16 protein-coding genes, 1 tRNA gene and 1 pseudogene are annotated in these 16455 nt (G+C 55.0%); 8 read left to right on the top strand and 10 right to left on the bottom strand.

Annotation, left to right across the window (positions count from 1 at the left end):
• Window positions 1–5 precede the first annotated feature (5 nt).
• The 3 genes from ACZ1HV_RS11680 to ACZ1HV_RS11690 form a co-directional block, all read right to left on the bottom strand.
• On the bottom strand, window positions 6–605 hold the full coding sequence (locus ACZ1HV_RS11680) for a short chain dehydrogenase (protein ID WP_298960669.1): 600 nt from the start codon (window positions 603–605) through the stop codon (window positions 6–8).
• On the bottom strand, window positions 602–964 hold the full coding sequence (locus ACZ1HV_RS11685; RefSeq protein ID WP_298822071.1) for a MerR family transcriptional regulator: 363 nt from the start codon (window positions 962–964) through the stop codon (window positions 602–604). The genes ACZ1HV_RS11680 and ACZ1HV_RS11685 overlap by 4 nt, the downstream gene beginning before the upstream one ends.
• A gap of 217 nt (window positions 965–1181) precedes the next feature.
• The gene (locus tag ACZ1HV_RS11690; protein ID WP_298822070.1) at window positions 1182–1319 is read right to left on the bottom strand and encodes a hypothetical protein; all 138 of its coding nucleotides are present in this window, start codon (window positions 1317–1319) and stop codon (window positions 1182–1184) included.
• Window positions 1320–1452: 133 nt separating this feature from the next.
• Between ACZ1HV_RS11690 and ACZ1HV_RS11695 the strand changes: the two genes are divergently transcribed.
• The 4 genes and pseudogenes from ACZ1HV_RS11695 to pheT all read left to right on the top strand — a co-directional run bounded on the left by ACZ1HV_RS11695 (window position 1453) and on the right by pheT (window position 7005).
• Window positions 1453–2370 (top strand): LysR substrate-binding domain-containing protein, encoded by a 918-nt coding sequence (locus ACZ1HV_RS11695; protein ID WP_472718172.1) that lies wholly within the window; start codon window positions 1453–1455, stop codon window positions 2368–2370.
• Between the two features lie 390 nt (window positions 2371–2760).
• Window positions 2761–3843: a phenylalanine--tRNA ligase subunit alpha gene (pheS, locus tag ACZ1HV_RS11700; RefSeq protein ID WP_298822068.1), complete on the top strand. Its 1083-nt coding sequence runs from the start codon at window positions 2761–2763 to the stop codon at window positions 3841–3843.
• A gap of 29 nt (window positions 3844–3872) precedes the next feature.
• A complete protein-coding gene (locus tag ACZ1HV_RS11705; protein ID WP_298822067.1) occupies window positions 3873–4526 on the top strand; it encodes a phenylalanyl-tRNA synthetase subunit alpha in 654 nt (217 codons plus the stop codon).
• 62 nt (window positions 4527–4588) lie between these two features.
• Window positions 4589–7005, top strand: a pseudogene (gene pheT / locus ACZ1HV_RS11710) (phenylalanine--tRNA ligase subunit beta).
• An 85-nt stretch (window positions 7006–7090) separates the two neighbouring features.
• On the opposite strand, the gene ACZ1HV_RS11715 reads toward pheT, so the two are convergent.
• Window positions 7091–7372: a hypothetical protein gene (locus tag ACZ1HV_RS11715; protein WP_298960682.1), complete on the bottom strand. Its 282-nt coding sequence runs from the start codon at window positions 7370–7372 to the stop codon at window positions 7091–7093.
• Between the two features lie 600 nt (window positions 7373–7972).
• Entirely contained in the window at window positions 7973–8317 is a 345-nt protein-coding gene (locus ACZ1HV_RS11720; RefSeq protein WP_298822802.1) for a hypothetical protein, read from the bottom strand.
• A 222-nt stretch (window positions 8318–8539) separates the two neighbouring features.
• On the opposite strand from ACZ1HV_RS11720, the gene ACZ1HV_RS11725 reads away from it, so the two are divergent.
• Window positions 8540–9178 (top strand): nucleotidyltransferase family protein, encoded by a 639-nt coding sequence (locus ACZ1HV_RS11725; RefSeq protein WP_472718173.1) that lies wholly within the window; start codon window positions 8540–8542, stop codon window positions 9176–9178.
• A 46-nt stretch (window positions 9179–9224) separates the two neighbouring features.
• Here the strand turns inward: ACZ1HV_RS11725 and pabB are convergent, their stop codons facing one another.
• From pabB to ACZ1HV_RS11750, 5 genes are all read right to left on the bottom strand, one after another.
• Window positions 9225–11081, bottom strand: a complete 1857-nt coding sequence (gene pabB, locus ACZ1HV_RS11730; protein WP_472718174.1) for an aminodeoxychorismate synthase component I — start codon at window positions 11079–11081, stop codon at window positions 9225–9227.
• 199 nt (window positions 11082–11280) lie between these two features.
• Entirely contained in the window at window positions 11281–12771 is a 1491-nt protein-coding gene (locus ACZ1HV_RS11735) for a methyl-accepting chemotaxis protein (protein ID WP_472718175.1), read from the bottom strand.
• The gene (locus tag ACZ1HV_RS11740) at window positions 12768–13091 is read right to left on the bottom strand and encodes a hypothetical protein (RefSeq protein ID WP_298982826.1); all 324 of its coding nucleotides are present in this window, start codon (window positions 13089–13091) and stop codon (window positions 12768–12770) included. Before ACZ1HV_RS11740 ends, ACZ1HV_RS11735 begins: the two co-directional genes overlap by 4 nt.
• Window positions 13092–13342: 251 nt before the next feature.
• Window positions 13343–13987, bottom strand: a complete 645-nt coding sequence (gene msrA, locus ACZ1HV_RS11745; protein ID WP_472718437.1) for a peptide-methionine (S)-S-oxide reductase MsrA — start codon at window positions 13985–13987, stop codon at window positions 13343–13345.
• A gap of 141 nt (window positions 13988–14128) precedes the next feature.
• On the bottom strand, window positions 14129–14455 hold the full coding sequence (locus ACZ1HV_RS11750; protein WP_152503623.1) for a hypothetical protein: 327 nt from the start codon (window positions 14453–14455) through the stop codon (window positions 14129–14131).
• Window positions 14456–14894: 439 nt separating this feature from the next.
• On the opposite strand from ACZ1HV_RS11750, the gene ACZ1HV_RS11755 reads away from it, so the two are divergent.
• The 3 genes from ACZ1HV_RS11755 (at window position 14895) to ACZ1HV_RS11765 (ending at window position 16058) form a co-directional block, all read left to right on the top strand.
• Window positions 14895–14984: transfer RNA gene (locus ACZ1HV_RS11755), tRNA-Ser, on the top strand.
• Between the two features lie 446 nt (window positions 14985–15430).
• The gene (locus tag ACZ1HV_RS11760; RefSeq protein WP_298960749.1) at window positions 15431–15790 is read left to right on the top strand and encodes a DEAD/DEAH box helicase; all 360 of its coding nucleotides are present in this window, start codon (window positions 15431–15433) and stop codon (window positions 15788–15790) included.
• Window positions 15791–15848: 58 nt separating this feature from the next.
• Window positions 15849–16058: a cold-shock protein gene (locus ACZ1HV_RS11765; protein WP_298822794.1), complete on the top strand. Its 210-nt coding sequence runs from the start codon at window positions 15849–15851 to the stop codon at window positions 16056–16058.
• Window positions 16059–16455: the final 397 nt, after the last annotated feature.

Raw genomic sequence — 16455 nt, forward strand, 5'->3', positions numbered from 1 at the left:
CGGGGTTAGTCGACAGTCACCACCTTGCCAGTAATTGCTCCTTCAACACACTTGGCGTAGGCAAGACCAACCCTTCTGGACGAGACAGGATCGTGGCCCGGAAACCAGGCACCATATTTGCCGGCGGAGACGTCAAGCAAACCCGGGCTCACCACATTCAGACGCAGGTTCCTCGGCAAATCGATAGCCGCTGAAGTCACGAACCCGGCGAGGGCTCCGTTGGCAGTTGCCGCGCCCACTCCCATACGAACAGGATCGCGATCCAGAATGCCACTCGTCAATGTAAAGGACCCTCCGTCGCGGACCGTCTCCAAGCCGGAAAGAACGAGGCTGATTTGAGTCAGCACCTTGTTTTCCAGACCATAACGAAACATGTCCGTCGTCATGTCGTTCACACGTCCGAATTCCACCTCACCTGCGGCCGAGATGACAGCATCGACGGGACCAACTTGCCGATACATCGCCCTGATGCTGTCTCCGGAGGTCAAATCGACTTGAATATCGCCGGATGAGCGCCCGGCGGAAACGACATCATGGCGCGCAGCGAGCTCTGCATGTGCGGCTTTGCCAACGTCTCCGGATGCACCGATCAGAATGATCTTCATGAAAGACCTCCTTCAATTTTCGTATATGTGGCAATCTTGTAGGCCAGCACTTCTTCGCATCGGTTCAGATCAAGCCGACGCTGTTGGAGACGCTTCTCATGTTTCAGCAAGACTTCCTTGCGCTCCCCAATGGTCGTCCCGCCTTGACGGTAGAGAGCCGCAAAACGCTGCATCTCCTTCATCGGCATTCCGGTTTTTCGGAGCCAGTACAGCAGTGTTAGCCATTCGACGTTTTCACCCGTAAACTGGCGCAAGCCGTCAGGGCCACGTTCGATTGCCGGAACGAGCCCGGATTTTTCGTAGTATCTGATTGTGGCCGCGCTCAAGCCTGACTTTACCGATGCTTCCGATATCCTCATGTCCATCACCCTTTGGATTTGCAAAAACCCTACCGGGTTGAAGTCACTCCAAGTCAAGCGCTTTAGGCATAAAACGAAAATCGGCTGCGGAGTGAGCTATCGGCAAAACCAGAAACGGCGCCGGATCGGATCCAGGCGCCGTTATCTGTGTTTCCAACCGGCCCATCGGGGCCGATCAAGTTTTGTTTCGACCGGCGTTTCAGCCGGTCGGTTGCGATTACAGCCTGTTGAGCGGCAAGTCTGCCAATTCACGCTGGCTCATACGCTGGATCGCCGGATGGGAGAGCGGGTCGGTCCGGTCGTAAGCGGAAGCTGGCCGTGCTCTGAATTGGCGTCGCATAAACAGTTTCATCATGAGTTTAAGTCTCCTTTTTATTGTTTTTCTCATCGCCAAATCCTTCTTTTGAATTTAGCTTGACTTCATATATAGGCTCAGAAACTCGATAAATAAATCGACTTTTTGTGAAGTTCAGTATAGTTTTTCTAAAATGAAAAGTCTGAATTCCATACACCTCTCTGGTTTACGGGCCGTCGAGGCCGTCGGCCGTCTGGGCTCGATCAAAATCGCCTCGGAGGAACTTGGCGTAACGATGGGAGCTGTCAGTCAACAGGTTCAAAGGACCGAAGCCCAGCTTGGCGTTCAGCTTTTTGAACGGCAAAACCGGATGCTGCTGCCAACACCTCATCTTCTGGCAATGCAGCCACATCTCACTTCCGCCATGTCTTCGCTATCGACCGCCATCGCCACCACGCAAAGAGGCCGTGAAGATGCACTGACCATCTCAGTCGCGCCTGTCTTTGCCGGCAAGTGGCTGGTCTGGCACCTGAAGAAATTCAACCGCGCATTTCCGGATGTGCGTGTCCGGGTAGAGGCAACTGTTGACCTGGTCGATCCAGATGCCAGCGACGTGGACTTGTGCATTCGTGTTGGTGAAGGACCCTATCCGGGGCTGAACGCAGAAAAGCTGTTGAACCAGCGCGTTTTCCCTGTCTGCAGCCCAGCATTGGCAGATCAGATCAAAGGCCCTGAAGATATCGGCCGTTTGCCCATTATTCGTGACCCGGGCCAGATGTTTTCCTGGCAGACGTGGCTGAACCTTTTCAGTCTCGACGAGAGCATCCTTCAAGATGGGCCGACCTTTTCGGATGGCTCGCTGTGCCTTGACGCCGCCATTGCCGGACAGGGTGTCTTTCTTGCCTGGGAAACGTTGGCTGTTTATGCGGTGAAATCCGGCCAGCTTGTCTCCCCGTTTCCACAAAGACCGGCAACCGGATTGGGATACTGGCTGATCAGTGGCAAGAACGCGCCAAGAACCAAGGCGAAACAAGCCTTTGGTAGCTGGCTCAAGGAAGAACTCCAAACATCGATAGGCCGGCCAAAAGGGGCGGATGTGGTGAATGAGTAAGTTAAAGGCCGGCAATTGCCCCATCACTGCCAAAGTGCTGGTGACCTGCTCCTGCGATTGCCTTGCGCCTTTTCCGCTTGCCTTCCCCCGTTCATTCGGTAAATTGTCGGCCATGATCTACCGCATCGCACATATATGCCGTTCCGGCCAACCCAACCGCCTGTTGTCGCAGACGGGTGCTTTTGTGCGTCTGCGTCAGCTGCAGGGGCCTGCTTGCGGGCGATTTATGCGCTAACACGCTCTTCTTCCGGCGCTTTTCTATTCACTCGGGGCTCACGCAATAATGCGTTTGTGGCCGTGGCATTGTGCGCCATTATTCGTTAAAAGGTCCCGACTTTCAGTTTCGACACAGATGCGCGCAACTCAGCGCGAACCGACCACCGAGCACGCATGTCCAATCTCGACACACTTGAATCCGAACTTCTGACCGCCATTGACGGTGCGAATGACGAAGCCACTCTGGAGGACGTCCGCGTCCAGGCCCTTGGGAAAAAGGGCAAGATTTCCGAGCAAATGAAAACGCTTGGCAAAATGACGCCCGACGAGCGCCAGGTCATGGGGCCGGCGCTTAACGGCCTCAAGGCCAAGATCACCGATGCCATTTCCGCCCGCAAGGATGTTTTGGCCGAAGCGGCCCTTGAGACACGCCTGGCGAGCGAAAAGGTGGATGTGAGCCTGCCGCTCCGCCCGGCAGCGGCCGAAACGGGACGCATCCATCCGGTTAGCCAGGTAATTGACGAGCTGACCGCGATCTTCGCGGATATGGGCTTTTCCATTGCCGAAGGTCCGGACATTGAAACGGACGAGCTGAACTTCACCGCGCTGAACTTCCCGGTAGGACACCCGGCGCGTGAAATGCACGACACGTTCTTCTTCAACGAGAAGACCGACGGCGACCGGCTGCTGCTGCGCACGCACACGTCTCCGGTTCAGATCCGCACTATGCGGACACAGGAACCGCCCATCCGTGTGATCATTCCCGGACGGACCTATCGCTGTGACAGCGATCAGACACACACGCCGATGTTCCACCAGGTGGAGGGCCTTGTCATCGACAAGGGCAGCCATTTCGGCCATCTGAAATGGGTCCTGCGCGAATTCTGCAAGTCGTTCTTCGAGGTGGACGACATTAAGATGCGGTTCCGTCCGAGTTTCTTCCCGTTCACCGAACCGTCCATGGAAGTTGACATCCAGTGCGACAGGTCCGGCGGTGAAGTGAAAATCGGCCAGGGTGAAGACTGGCTTGAAATTCTTGGCTGCGGCATGGTGCATCCGAACGTCATCCGTAACTGTGGCCTCGATCCCGATGTTTATCAGGGCTTTGCCTGGGGCATGGGTATCGACCGGATTGCCATGCTGAAATACGGCATGCCGGACCTTCGGGCCTTTTTTGACGCGGATGTACGCTGGATACAGCATTACGGCTTCCGCCCGCTTGATCTGCCGACGTTGTTCGGTGGGTTGTCGAGTTAATTTTCTGGACCTTTGGGGGGCGATCATCCATGTCACTGCTGACCCGGCTTTTTCTCGCAATAGCGCTTTCGTTTGCAGCTGTTTTGCCAGCGGTGGCGCAGACCACCGACAAGGACGCACGCGTTCCGACGCCGACATCCTTTTTGGAAGCCTGCGCTGACAAGATCGAAAGCCGCGGGCGACTGCGGTTCTGCGATACCTATTTTCGCGACAAACTCGGCACAGAAGCCGATTCGCTGCTGTATCTCAGAGACCGCATCACCCGCCTGAGGGCCAGCCATGAGGCAAGCTCCACGGAAAAGTATCAGAGCTTTCTTCAGGCGATCTATATCGTGGCCTTTCTGACCATCGCTTCGATCGTCCTGATTGCAAGTGACCGCCGTATCGGTGGAACGGCAAAATGGGCGGGGCTCACCAGCACCGCGGCTCTTCTGGTGATGGTCGTGATCGTCGCCATGGGCTGGCTTGGAAAGTACCGCGCCGAATATGCGGCACAGTTTGAACTTGGGATCCTTCGCGACCGGATCGAGACGGAAGCAGCGCAAGCAATCGCGACCGGCAATCAGATCACCCCGGAAATGGTGCGCAGCTGGACCGAGGACTTTTCCGATATCGGACGCCGCTTCGCGGTGACTTATGCCGACGCCACGCTGCTGCCAGAAGTTCACCGGTTGGGGAACTGACGGACGACTTGAACAGATTTGCGGCCGGCTAACGCCGCATGACCGATTGAAGAGTAAAGACTATGAAATTCACCCTGTCCTGGCTCAAGGACCATTTGGACACTGACGCCAGCCTGGAAGAGATCGTGGAACGATTGACCATGATCGGCCTGGAAGTTGAAGAAGTCACCAACAGGGCCGACCGGCTGAAACCGTTCAGGATTGCCAGGGTTCTGGAAGCTGAACAGCACCCCAACGCCGATCGTCTGCGCGTTCTGAAAGTGGATACGGGCGAAGGTGACCCGATCCAGATCGTTTGCGGGGCACCCAATGCCCGTGCGGGACTGGTCGGTGTTCTGGGCAAACCTGGCGACTATATTCCCGGTCTCGATGTGACACTGTCCGTCGGCAAGATCCGCGATGTCGAAAGCTTCGGAATGATGTGCTCCGAACGTGAGCTGGAACTTTCGGACGAGCATACAGGCATCATCGATCTGGCAGAAGACGCGCCTGTCGGTATGAGCTATGCCGAATGGGCCGGTCTTGACGAACCGGTCATCGAAATCGGCCTGACCCCAAACCGCCCGGATTGTACCGGTGTCTACGGCATTGCGCGCGATCTGGCCGCGGCTGGCCTTGGCAAACTGAAAGAGCGCAGCCGCGAACAGATCCGCGGCACCTACGCTTGTCCGGTCGATATCTCGCTCGACTTCGGCGATACAAAGGCCATGTGCAAGGCGTTCGGTCTTCGAATGGTCAAAGGCGTCAAGAACGGTCCGTCACCAAAGTGGCTTCAGGATCGCCTGACGGCAATCGGCCTTCGCCCGATCAATGCGCTCGTCGACATGACCAACTACATCACATTCGATCAGGGCCGCCCTCTTCACGTCTTCGACGCAGACAAAGTGCACGGTAATCTGACCGTCCGCCGTGGCAGGACCGGCGAGAAGATCGATGGTCTCAATGGCAAATCCTACGACGTTGACGACACGATCTGTGTCATAGCCGATGACAACGGCGTGGAGAGCCTTGGTGGCATACTTGGCGGCGAACCGTCTGGCTGTACCGAAGACACCGTCAATGTGCTGATCGAATCCGCCCTATGGGACGAAGACGACATTGCTGCAACAGGCCGTAAGCTTGGCGTCAATACAGATGCGCGTTATCGCTTCGAACGTGGTGTCGACCCGGACTACATGATGCCAGGCCTTGAATATGCGACACGCATGGTGATGGATCTTTGCGGAGGTGAACCTTCCGAGACGATCCAGGCCGGTGCCGTGCCGGACAGCACGAATATCGTCGAATTCCCCTATTCGGAAGTGAAGCGACTGGCCGGAGTGGAATTCTCGCTTGCAGAAATCAATCTCGCGCTGAAGTCCCTTGGCTTCTGGATTTCCGGCTCCGGTGACACCGTGAAAGTGGCTGCGCCGAGCTGGCGTCCAGACATTGAAGGCAAGGCCGACCTAGTCGAGGAAGTTGTGCGTATCATCGGCCTGGAGCGGGTGCCGTTCACTCCGTTGCCGCGCACAGGCACTGTGAACCAGAAAGTGCTGACGACGAGCCAGATCCGGCGCAACAAGGCGCGTCGGGCCCTTGCAACACGCGGGTTCAACGAGGCCGTGACCTGGTCGTTCATTTCTGCTGAACAGGCAGACCTGTTCGGGGAGGTGCATCTGAGCTGGCGCTTGCCAATCCGATCTCGCCTGAGATGTCGGACATGCGCCCCAGCTTGCTGCCAGGTCTGCTGGCTGCTGCGCAGCGCAATGCGGATCGTGGTTTCGGCGATGTAGCCCTTTTCGAGGTTGGACAGATCTTCCTGGACGACACACCCGAGGGCCAGAAGATGGTGGCAACCGGCGTTCGTCGCGGGACTGCAAAACTTCAAGGGGCAGGTCGGCACTGGTCTGGCGCTGCATCAAACGTTGACGCCTTTGATGCCAAGGCGGACGCCGAGGCAGCATTGGCGGCTATCGGCGCTCCAGTCGACAGATTGCAAATTTATACGGATGCTCCCGACAGCTTCCATCCAGGACGTTCGGGTTGCCTGAAACTTGGACCGAAGAATACGCTGGCCGTTTTTGGAGAAATCCATCCACGGCTCCTCCAGAAGCTCGATATTGAGGGCCCGCTGGTCGCATTCGAGATCTATCTGGAAGCCTTGCCACAGCCAAAAGGCAAAGGCGGACGCTCCAAGGGTGCAATGAATGCAAGCGATCTGATGCCAGTTCGTCGTGACTTTGCATTCCTTGTCGGTAAGGAGGTTGTCGCGGAAACTCTGTTGAAGGCGGCCCGTGGTGCAGAAAAGAACCTGATCAGCAACGTGACCCTGTTCGATATTTATGAAGGACAGGGTGTACCGGAAGATCAAAAATCTGTCGCCATTGACGTGATGCTGCAGCCGCGCCAGAAAACTCTGACCGACGAAGACATTGATGCCGTCGCAAAGAAGATCATCGCCAATGTCGAAAAAGCGACTGGCGGGACACTGCGCGGCTAAATCGCAATGTAACAGGTGCTGCGCGGTCTTCCGCGCAGCAGCGTGGCTACCGCCCGCCACTTCCGACACGGCTGATCTGTTTGGCTTAGTTGTTGTTTTCGCGTGGCTCAACGCAAACACTGACACCGCAGCGCATCGTGTCCTTGGTCGGGACGGTCGTCGTTCTTACATTCTGCCCGGGAAAACACTGATTGCGGCTGGCGACATATCTGTCGAATTTGATCGGTCCGGATTTCAGATTAATCGCGCCGAACCTGTTGATAAGGTCCGTTGTCTGCGCACATGTCAGCTGCGTCGTGTCCGGTTGCCGACGCGTTTGGGCCTCGGTTGAAGATGCAGTCCAAAGGGGCGCAAGCAACATACTCATCCCTACAGCCAAAGACCCTGCACTTTTTTGGTGTTTTTTTGTATTTTTCCCGCGCATTACAAGGCCTCTCCTGATCGTTCAGGCAAATAATACTATTCAGATGAGATTGATTACCCGAAGCGGATCATCCCTTTTCATATTTGTGAAAAGGGCAGGAAATGCAATGCCGATGAGAGATTGAGCAGTGGGTATAAAGCCAATTCGGGTTCTGGGAGACGATTTTGCGCAGTGCTCAACCCATCACCTGTTGTCCCTGTTTTGGAAACATCTGAAGCCGACGGCACACTTGGGATTGTCTTTTGTCGGTGCGTATCTTGCCCTGAGCGAGTTTGACCGGGACTCGCAGAACCCGGCGTTCGCCACAAATTTATCGAAGGTGGCCGGACCAGTTGTCATTACGACACTGCCGCGTTCCTTGACCAGAGACTGCGCCTGAGAACAGGTCAACTGGCGCGTATCCGGTCTCCCGGCTTGCGCCATCGCGGCAGCAGAAGTCTGCAGGGTGAGAAAACTACTCACGACAAGAACGATTGTCTTCCTGCCGCAAGATCGACTGGCTTCAGAAACCATCTCCACTCCTTCAAACGCTGCAAAAAGCGTCTATCGATTGAATTCAAACGGGCTGGCACTATCACAGCGCTGCACCGTACAACGCCGTTTGTCCTTGGTCGGGATGTTGGCACGCACCAGGAACTCTCCCCGCTCACAAAAATTGCGGTTGGAGACATATCGGTCAAACGTATATTGGCCGGTGCTCATCACGACGGCTCCGCGCTGGTTGATCATCGATTGCGCCTGCGCACAGGTCATGGATGTCGACAGCGGCCTTCTTGACTGGGCCTCGGCGTCCAGAATGGTGGGAAGCAAAAGCGCAGATCCCGCAATCGCAATCGCAAAACACTTTCCCGCGGCGACGGCTGGAAACGAAACTGAAATTGGGCGCATCTCTAGAGTCCTGGTTGGCTTATCCTGTTGATGAGATGGCGTCATGCCTACCGCTGTCAAGCTCCGCAAGAGTGCCTAGATGTCGCTCGACTTTAACACCAGATTTTGGAATTGCCTTTGCGAGATCGTTGCAAGGTCAGCAGGGAGAAGGTCCCGCCTGGCTTACCCGGCCTTCAGAATCGGATATGCTTTGGTTTCGTTTCTTGCCGATTGGTATCCCGAATGACACTTGAAGAACGAACTCCCGACTGGGAACGGTTGGGCGACCCCTATGCGTCAGCAGAAGAAGAACGGCTCGCAGCACTGGTTGCGATCCTCCAGTCGATCCCGCATGTCGTGGACATTCTGGCAGCCGTGCGCGATCTCGGGCTGCCGGACGCCTGGCTTGTGTCCGGTGGCATATACCAGACCGTCTGGAACGTCATGACTGACCGCCCTGCCCTTCATGGTATCAAGGATTTCGACATTATCTATTTTGATGGAAGCGACCTTTCCTACGAGGCCGAAGATGCTGTGATCAAAAGGGTCAACAGCGCATTGCCGGACCTTGCCAGGCTGCTGGAAGTCAGAAATCAGGCTCGTGTTCACCTGTGGTACGAGCAACGTTTTGGCCGGCCTTACCGACCGCTTGATTGCGCGATGGACTCCCTGACAACCTATGCCGCACGCACGCACGCGGTTGCAGCCTGCATGAACGAAGACGGAATCCTAAAACCATACGCTCCCTTTGGACTTGCGAATCTTTTCGGCATGCGTCTGGTGCCCAATTATGTGCAACCAAACGAAAAGACCTATGTTGAGAAAGCAGATCGCATGAAAGAGTTGTGGCCTGAGCTAACTGTCTTGCCCTGGACCGGGTGACGGCAACCCGACCTCAAACTGCCAATCACCACTTGTCATCTTTCGTTCAACCGACCTTGCGTGTTTCGTGCACGGCATCTGAAGCGCTAACACCACCTGTCAGTGCAACCTGACTGGTCAACAGCCTCGCCCTAACCAGGCCACGCACAGAGTTCCCCACGAAGATCTCGTCGGCCGTCTCCAGATCTGTCCGTCTGAGGTCAGCCTCAAAGGCAAGGCCACGCTCCAGAAGCCCTTCCCGGAAGGTTCCTGGCAGCAATCCATGCCGCAAGGCCGGTGTTATCAACCTGCCGCCCTTTTTGACAAACAGTGTCGTGTAGCTGCCTTCGGTGAGAAACCCCATTTCATTTTCAAACAGAACTTCCTGACAGCCTGTCTCTGCCTGATAGCGCGCTCTTGTATCGTCGAAGAACGCACGATGGGTGGTCTTATGATAGAGAAACCGGTTGCCGGGGTCGGTTGTCTCGCTCGCCAGAACCAGATTGAAGACGGTTTCCTCGTCCACTGGTGTCAGGGCCGTGGCCGTAACGGACAGGCCACCTTCTGCATTGAGTAGCAGCCGCACACGCATATGACCGGCAAATCCGCTTGCTCGTGCTGCGAGGCTGGATCGGATTTCGGCCTCGTTGAAGGGAAAACCGAAATATTTAGCGGATTTCTCGAGACGTTGAAGGTGGCGTTCCAGCAACAAGAAGCCGTCGACAGGATCGAAGGCCAGCGTCTCCAACAAGTCGAAGTCCGGGATGTCTTCGCTCATGAACCTGAGTTTCAGGGCGCATTCGTCATATTCAGGCGCAGCTCCGGAATCAAAGACAACACCGGAACCCGTTCCGGCTACTGCCGTTCCATCATCGCGTAGTTGAAGCGTTCGGATTGCAACGTTCAGCCGGAAATCTCCGCCGGGCTTCAGGTAGCCAATGGAGCCGGTATAGACACCCCGCGGACCGGACTCCAGATCATGTGCTATCTGCATCGCGCTCAACTTTGGGGCTCCCGTGATGGAACCACAGGGAAACAGACGGCCAATAACTTCGCCAAAACCGACACTCGGTGGAACCCGCGCCTCGACCGTCGATGTCATCTGGTGAAGGCTTTGATAGCGTTCAACTTCACACAGTTTCGTCACGCGAACAGACCCTGTTTCGGAAATCCGCGACAGATCGTTTCGCATCAGATCAACGATCATTGTGTTTTCGGACCGTTGTTTTGGATCCGAGGCCAGGTCTCTGCTGATCCTCATGTCCTCGGAACCCGTTCTGCCCCTGGGTGCCGTACCTTTCATAGGTTTCGTGCGAAGACAGCTTCCGCTGCGTTCCAGAAAAAGCTCCGGCGACAAGGACACCACCGTTCTGTCGTTCATCCTGACAAGCGCGGCAAATTCAACGGGCTGTCTCCGCATGAGGTCCAGGAACAGTCTTTCTGCGGAGCCCCTGTGCGTGAACCGGGCACGCATGGTCAGATTGACCTGATAGATGTCGCCTTTGGCCAGATGCTCCCTGGCACGCTCAAACGCCTCACCGTATTGCGACCGGTTCATGTCGAATTTCGGTGCCGTTATCTCCGCCCCCTGCCCAGAAGCGCTCTCGTTTAGAAAGGCCCTGGTTTCACCAAGGCTCAGCTTGGACGGTGCATCATAGAGCCCGAACCACATAAGCGGTTCGCCAGTTTCGACAAATCGATCCTGCAGCTTTTTTTCAAAGGCATAGCCAAGCTCATACGCCAGAAAGCCGGCGGCAAATCTGCCTTCGTTCTGCGCGGTTTCGAGCCTCGACAGACAGCCGGGTACTTCGTCCAAACGCGTGCAGGAGACGACGTCAGAGGGTTTTTTGAACAAAAGCGCGGATTTCTGCTTGAGGAGATCGACAAGCAGGATTGATCCTGGCTGCAACGCGCTCGCTGACATCTGTGTGGGCCGGTTCCGGAACTGCTCAAGACACTTGAGACGACTGTGCCATACATTTTGGGCGCGAATGTCTCATAAGAAGCGGCTCATGACATCCAAGCGACATCGGGTCAAGTTTTGAACTTCCGGTCTCCAAACAAAAAAGACCGGCTGGTGTCACCAGCCGGTCACTTGTCTTGATCGTATTACCCTTGCAGCATCAGGCGGCAGCGACATCCTTCAGGAAGCTGTCGATTGCCCGGCGCATGTCCGCTGTTTCCGTTTCAAGAACATCGGCTGAACCCGTCAGAGACGACGCGGATTGGCCTGTGCGCTCAACCGCTTCCCGTACGCCGCCAATATTCGTGGCAACACGGCCTGTTCCGTCGGCTGCTTCGGCAACGTTTCTGGAAATCTCAGCCGTAGCGGCTCCCTGCTGGTCAACCGCAGAGGCAATGGCCGTGGTATAGCTGTTGACTTCGTCCATGGTTGCCGCAATGACCCCGATGGAATTGACGGCATCTTTCGTCTCGGCCTGAATGGCCGCGATCTGAGAACCTATTTCTTCCGTTGCCTTGGATGTCTGGGTAGCCAGTTCTTTCACTTCAGAGGCAACGACCGCGAACCCCTTGCCTGCTTCCCCGGCGCGCGCGGCCTCGATTGTGGCATTGAGCGCCAGAAGATTGGTTTGCTCTGCAATCGCCTGGATCAACGTGACAACTTCACCAATTCGATTGGCAGCTTCCGCCAACCCGGCAACTTTCTGGTTGCTGGTCTGCGCGTTTTCCGTCGCCTGGTGCACAATTTCGGTCGTTTGCTCGACCTGGCGGGTGATCTCGGAAATCGAGGATGACAGCTCTTCTGCGGCAGAGGCGACCATCTGAACGTTCGAGGATGCGGTTTCGGACGCATCGGACACGGAGGAGGCGCGTTCCGTCGTATCTTCTGCAACAACCCCAAGCTCTTCAGCGGACCCGCGCATGTCGCGCACCCTTTCACCGACATTGTTCAGTGCGCCGGAAATTTCGTCCCGGAAGGCGTCGATGCGCTGGCTGACCGCTTCGCGGCGATGATGTTCCATCTCGTCATGTTCGCTTGTCTGCTGTTGCAGCAACTCAGCTTCCGAACGTGCCGTTTCTGCTTCATGGCGCGCCTGATCAGAGGCCTGGAAGGCCTTGGCTAGGCTGTCGGCCATCCACCACAGGACCGCGACTTCGGCGACCACAATAATCGCGTGGAAAACCACACGGGCAAAATCAGCCCCGTTCGGGAAGACAGCCCACGGCATGGCAAAATTCAGCACAAGGTGATGCACGGCTACGACCCCGGCATAAGCGGCCAGCGCGCGCCAGTCCACCCAGCAGGCCAGCATGGCCAGCACAGCGAAAAAGTACATGTGGCCGTCGAGCTGATAGGACACTTCACCGGCAGGCGTTGCAAGCGCGGCAACGAACAAGGCGACGAGACCGGCAAGGGACATGGATGTTGCAAGGCGCGTCTCAACGCCTGCCCCAAACTTGACCCAGGCGGCGGTTGCCGCAAGACCAAGAAGAACTGCAGCACCACCGACTGCTGTCATTGACACAAAACCGTTCCACCAGGCCGTTCCCACGACCAGCAGCACGTTGAACCAGGTAAAGTAGACCGCGATCCGGGCAAAACTGTCCCGGAAGGCGTCCAGGCCCGAAGCTGGGCTTGCCGTATCAGTCATGTTGAGCTCCCCAATGAAATTGCACTCCAGCGGGCGCATGCCTGCGCCACCAACGAGGAGGCAACGAAACCTGCGCCAGACCTGTAAAGCCTAGCGACATCGTCTGAATTTCTGACTTCCGTGAGAGCGATCCAGGTTGAATCGTTTACAAAGATGACCTGCCCGTCTGCTTGTGCAATCACCTCAAGGGCGTTTTCACCCCAAGGCTTAGCAAAGACGGCAACCAAGCCCTGGCTGCCGGGTATCAATGACCCGATGACCACAATCGTGCTGCAAAGCAGGAAATAAACGGCCGCAAAAACTTTTGCGGATTTGGACATGAACCTTACCCTCAACGCGGAAGCGCTATGAGTTAACTCTGGCCATGTAACTTTAATAAAATCTGAAATTAAAAGAGGTTGTCGGCAATTCTATGCAACCTGACAGTCGAAAAACAAATTACACGCGGAAGGCGCTGTATTCGCGCCTAATAGTCTCGTCAAAAATACTTAGGTCAGGCAAGACAACAACATAACACCCCGGAGCCATTTACAGCACCGGGGTGAAGCTGTCTATTGTCAAAGACCCGTTATCAGAGACCCGTTGGGCACGAAACCCCTGTCCCCCCGATACCGCAATAGCCGGCTGGATTCTTCGCCAGATATTGCTGGTGGTAGTCCTCCGCGAAATAGAACTCGTCGAGTTGACGGATTTCGGTTGTGATCGATGCCCTGTGACCACCGGCTTTCAATGCCGACTGATAGGCTTCTCTTGACTGTTCGGCCTGCGCGATATCCTCGCCGGAGCCGACATAGATCGCAGAGCGGTACTGCGTGCCGGTATCATTGCCCTGGCGCATTCCCTGCGTCGGGTCGTGGTTTTCCCAAAATACTTTCAGGAGATCGGACAGACTGGTCTGATCCGGGTCATAGACAACCAGAACGGCCTCGGTGTGGCCCGTCCGCCCCGAACAGGTTTCGTGATAGGTGGGATTGGGCGTATGGCCACCCGCATATCCAACGGCCGTTACATGAACACCCGGGAGCTGCCAGAACAACCGCTCGGCACCCCAGAAGCACCCCATACCGAACAGAACCGTTTTGAAGGTCTCAGGGTATGGCCCCTGAAGCGAGCGCCCGTTCACGAAGTGGGCCTCACCTGGCACAATTGCATTCGACCGGCCCGGCAATGCTTCGTCTTGTGCGGGAAGTGAAAATTTCTTGCTCAACATCGTCATGAAGGACATGGCACTCTCCTGCGCTGAGCCGTCTCCGGTCCAGCCGGGACGGCTCAATTCCAATCGCGTTCGTGTCCATGAATGTGGAGCAGTTAGGTCCATATTCCAAGGGCCTCTTGAGACACCGGCCCAGGACAGCCTTTATGCGAACTGAACGGTTTGCCTGCGACGGCGTGCGCCAATCCAGAGAAACAGCAGGCCAAGTGGCGCAAAAAACGCCCAGACCGGCCAGGTCAACACGGTCAGGATGCCCGGATCCCAAAGGGCCGGATGGATGTGCCGCTCTATGGCGGGCTGCAGAATAGGAAAACTGTCGGGGAAGAGATCAAAAAGAAGTTTTCCAAGCGGCTGCAGTTCCACCTGTGACAGGGCAATGGAACTGCTAGCATCGGAAATACCGGCGACGATCGCAATCGCAATGCAAGCGTATCCCAAAACGCGGAATAAAAACTTAAAAACACTCGTCATGGATTTTCTTTCGGCTCTGTCGGTCTAAGCTGTTTAATACTCTCCTTGGAGTGCTTTGAAAAAACGCACTCTCTGCTCTCGGAGTATTCCTTAGATAAATAAGCGATAAAATTTGCACAAGAATTGATATGCAACACATTCTTGTGAGATTTTTGCGACCCGGTCACGAATTTTGCTGCATTTTTCCGCCGGACAGCAGCGGTAGCTTCATGTATGCAGAATATCTGTCGAGGCTGTTTTCATCCCAAACTAGCACTCAATCTGATGTGATAGCCAACTTTTTCTGGCGCAAACAAGATCCATTTGACGGGCTTTGGTGGCCCGTGATCGACGCAGAATCCACAAGCCACGGAGTTCTCAAAAAAACTCCCGCAAGCGCTTGCGCAATAACACGCCATGAGTATATTGCGCCCACTCCAAGCGGCTACCGCTTGCGAACGGACAGGTGGCCGAGTGGCTGAAGGCGCACGCCTGGAACGCGTGTATACGGGCAACCGTATCGAGGGTTCGAATCCCTCTCTGTCCGCCATTTTCTATTATACAACTGCACTTCCGAAACCGTTTGACGGAATCAGAGCAGGGCGATTGAGTTTTTCATACCCTATGCTCGCCTGTTCAGCTCTATGGTTGGGTGATGCTTGGGCTAACTAGCCTCAAAAATCGGCAAGCGGCGATAGCTGGCAAATTTGCCGCCTGACAGATTATCGCCAATGTATGGCTTCTAGAATGATTGCTTTATCAACTTGTATCGTATAGAAGCTACGCAATTGCCGTGTGTAGACTGTATCATCAGCGGTGATATGTTCTTGACTTTGATTTTACGATCCCTGCCTCGAATAGCCAAAAAAGGCAAATAAACTAAGGCAGTAGATCTACACATGCTTCCCAAATGAAAGTCCTGCTGTTGTTGGCGAAACGCCATTTTGTTGCAGCGGATTGTTAAGAGGCGTTTTGACTACATTTGACGACCTCGGCTTGGCCGAACCTATCCTTAGAGCCGTATCGGTTGAAGGATTTAAACGCCCCACCCCAATTCAAGCACAAGCAATTCGTCCCCTATTACAGGGACGAGCCGTCGTCGGAATTTCTCAAACAGGAACTGGCAAAACAGCATCATTTGTGTTGCCGTTACTGCACCGTTTTGGCGAGCAAAGACGCAGACGGTTATCAAGAATGGTCGGCGCACTGGTCTTGACGCCAACACGTGAGTTAGCTTCACAAATCGTGAAGAACATCAAAACCAATTCTCAAAACACCTGGGCCCGACCAGCCAATCGATGGTCTGATGCGCATGTTCTCAAACATTGGCGCGCCCCAATCCACCCTGCAGCTTAATGCAGAAAAAGTTCTCGCCCATCAGGGCGGATAACAAGTCATCAAAAAGGAAAATGTTATGACTTCAGGTACAGTAAAATTTTATAACGATCAAAAAGGCTTTGGCTTTATTCAACCAGACGAAGCAGGCAATGATGTCTTCGTACATGCCACAGCTCTTGAGCGTTCAGGTATCACCGGTTTGAACGAAGGACAAAAAGTTGTCTTCTCAACCGAGGTCGACAGCCGTTCAGGCAAAACAGCTGTAAGCACAATCGAACTTGCATAAAGTTTGAGACATTCTTGAGCTGTCTACAGATGTACTGACAGCTCTATTAAAAAGTATCTTTCGATACTGAAGGCGGGGCAATGTCCCGCCTTCTTTAATATAGGCTGTCTATCCAGAAAGCGGACACAAAACTGGATATGTGATGCATTCAAATAGGGTTCCGACCTTCTTCGGGCAGATCCGCCATATCTCCTGAAAAATCTACCACTCATCCCTCCATTTGGGACCAGCGAATTTGTTGGCCGCGAGAAGGTGTACGTGAGTTCCATATCACCAGGTGGAATTGATCAGCGGCTGCAGAACTTTCAGGTGAGGATTACATGAGCGCCGAAGGAAGGCCCTGCTGCTCGGCAAGCTATGAACGATGGCTCATATCATCTTTTCGCGCCAATAGTTA

The sequence above is a fragment of the Roseibium sp. JB4-4 genome (assembly GCF_055693425.1).

Bases quoted from the DNA above. Each gene is read 5' to 3' on its own strand.
- ACZ1HV_RS11695 (WP_472718172.1), top strand. From the start codon at position 1,453: ATGAAAAGTCTGAATTCCATACACCTCTCTGGTTTACGGGCCGTCGAG.
- ACZ1HV_RS11735 (WP_472718175.1), bottom strand. From the start codon at position 12,771: ATGACTGATACGGCAAGCCCAGCTTCGGGCCTGGACGCCTTCCGGGAC.
- pabB (WP_472718174.1), bottom strand. From the start codon at position 11,081: ATGTCAGCGAGCGCGTTGCAGCCAGGATCAATCCTGCTTGTCGATCTC.
- ACZ1HV_RS11725 (WP_472718173.1), top strand. From the start codon at position 8,540: ATGACACTTGAAGAACGAACTCCCGACTGGGAACGGTTGGGCGACCCC.
- ACZ1HV_RS11680 (WP_298960669.1), bottom strand. From the start codon at position 605: ATGAAGATCATTCTGATCGGTGCATCCGGAGACGTTGGCAAAGCCGCA.
- ACZ1HV_RS11720 (WP_298822802.1), bottom strand. From the start codon at position 8,317: ATGCGCCCAATTTCAGTTTCGTTTCCAGCCGTCGCCGCGGGAAAGTGT.
- ACZ1HV_RS11705 (WP_298822067.1), top strand. From the start codon at position 3,873: ATGTCACTGCTGACCCGGCTTTTTCTCGCAATAGCGCTTTCGTTTGCA.
- ACZ1HV_RS11690 (WP_298822070.1), bottom strand. From the start codon at position 1,319: ATGATGAAACTGTTTATGCGACGCCAATTCAGAGCACGGCCAGCTTCC.
- ACZ1HV_RS11750 (WP_152503623.1), bottom strand. From the start codon at position 14,455: ATGACGAGTGTTTTTAAGTTTTTATTCCGCGTTTTGGGATACGCTTGC.
- ACZ1HV_RS11715 (WP_298960682.1), bottom strand. From the start codon at position 7,372: ATGAGTATGTTGCTTGCGCCCCTTTGGACTGCATCTTCAACCGAGGCC.
- msrA (WP_472718437.1), bottom strand. From the start codon at position 13,987: ATGACGATGTTGAGCAAGAAATTTTCACTTCCCGCACAAGACGAAGCA.
- ACZ1HV_RS11740 (WP_298982826.1), bottom strand. From the start codon at position 13,091: ATGTCCAAATCCGCAAAAGTTTTTGCGGCCGTTTATTTCCTGCTTTGC.
- ACZ1HV_RS11765 (WP_298822794.1), top strand. From the start codon at position 15,849: ATGACTTCAGGTACAGTAAAATTTTATAACGATCAAAAAGGCTTTGGC.
- pheS (WP_298822068.1), top strand. From the start codon at position 2,761: ATGTCCAATCTCGACACACTTGAATCCGAACTTCTGACCGCCATTGAC.
- ACZ1HV_RS11685 (WP_298822071.1), bottom strand. From the start codon at position 964: ATGAGGATATCGGAAGCATCGGTAAAGTCAGGCTTGAGCGCGGCCACA.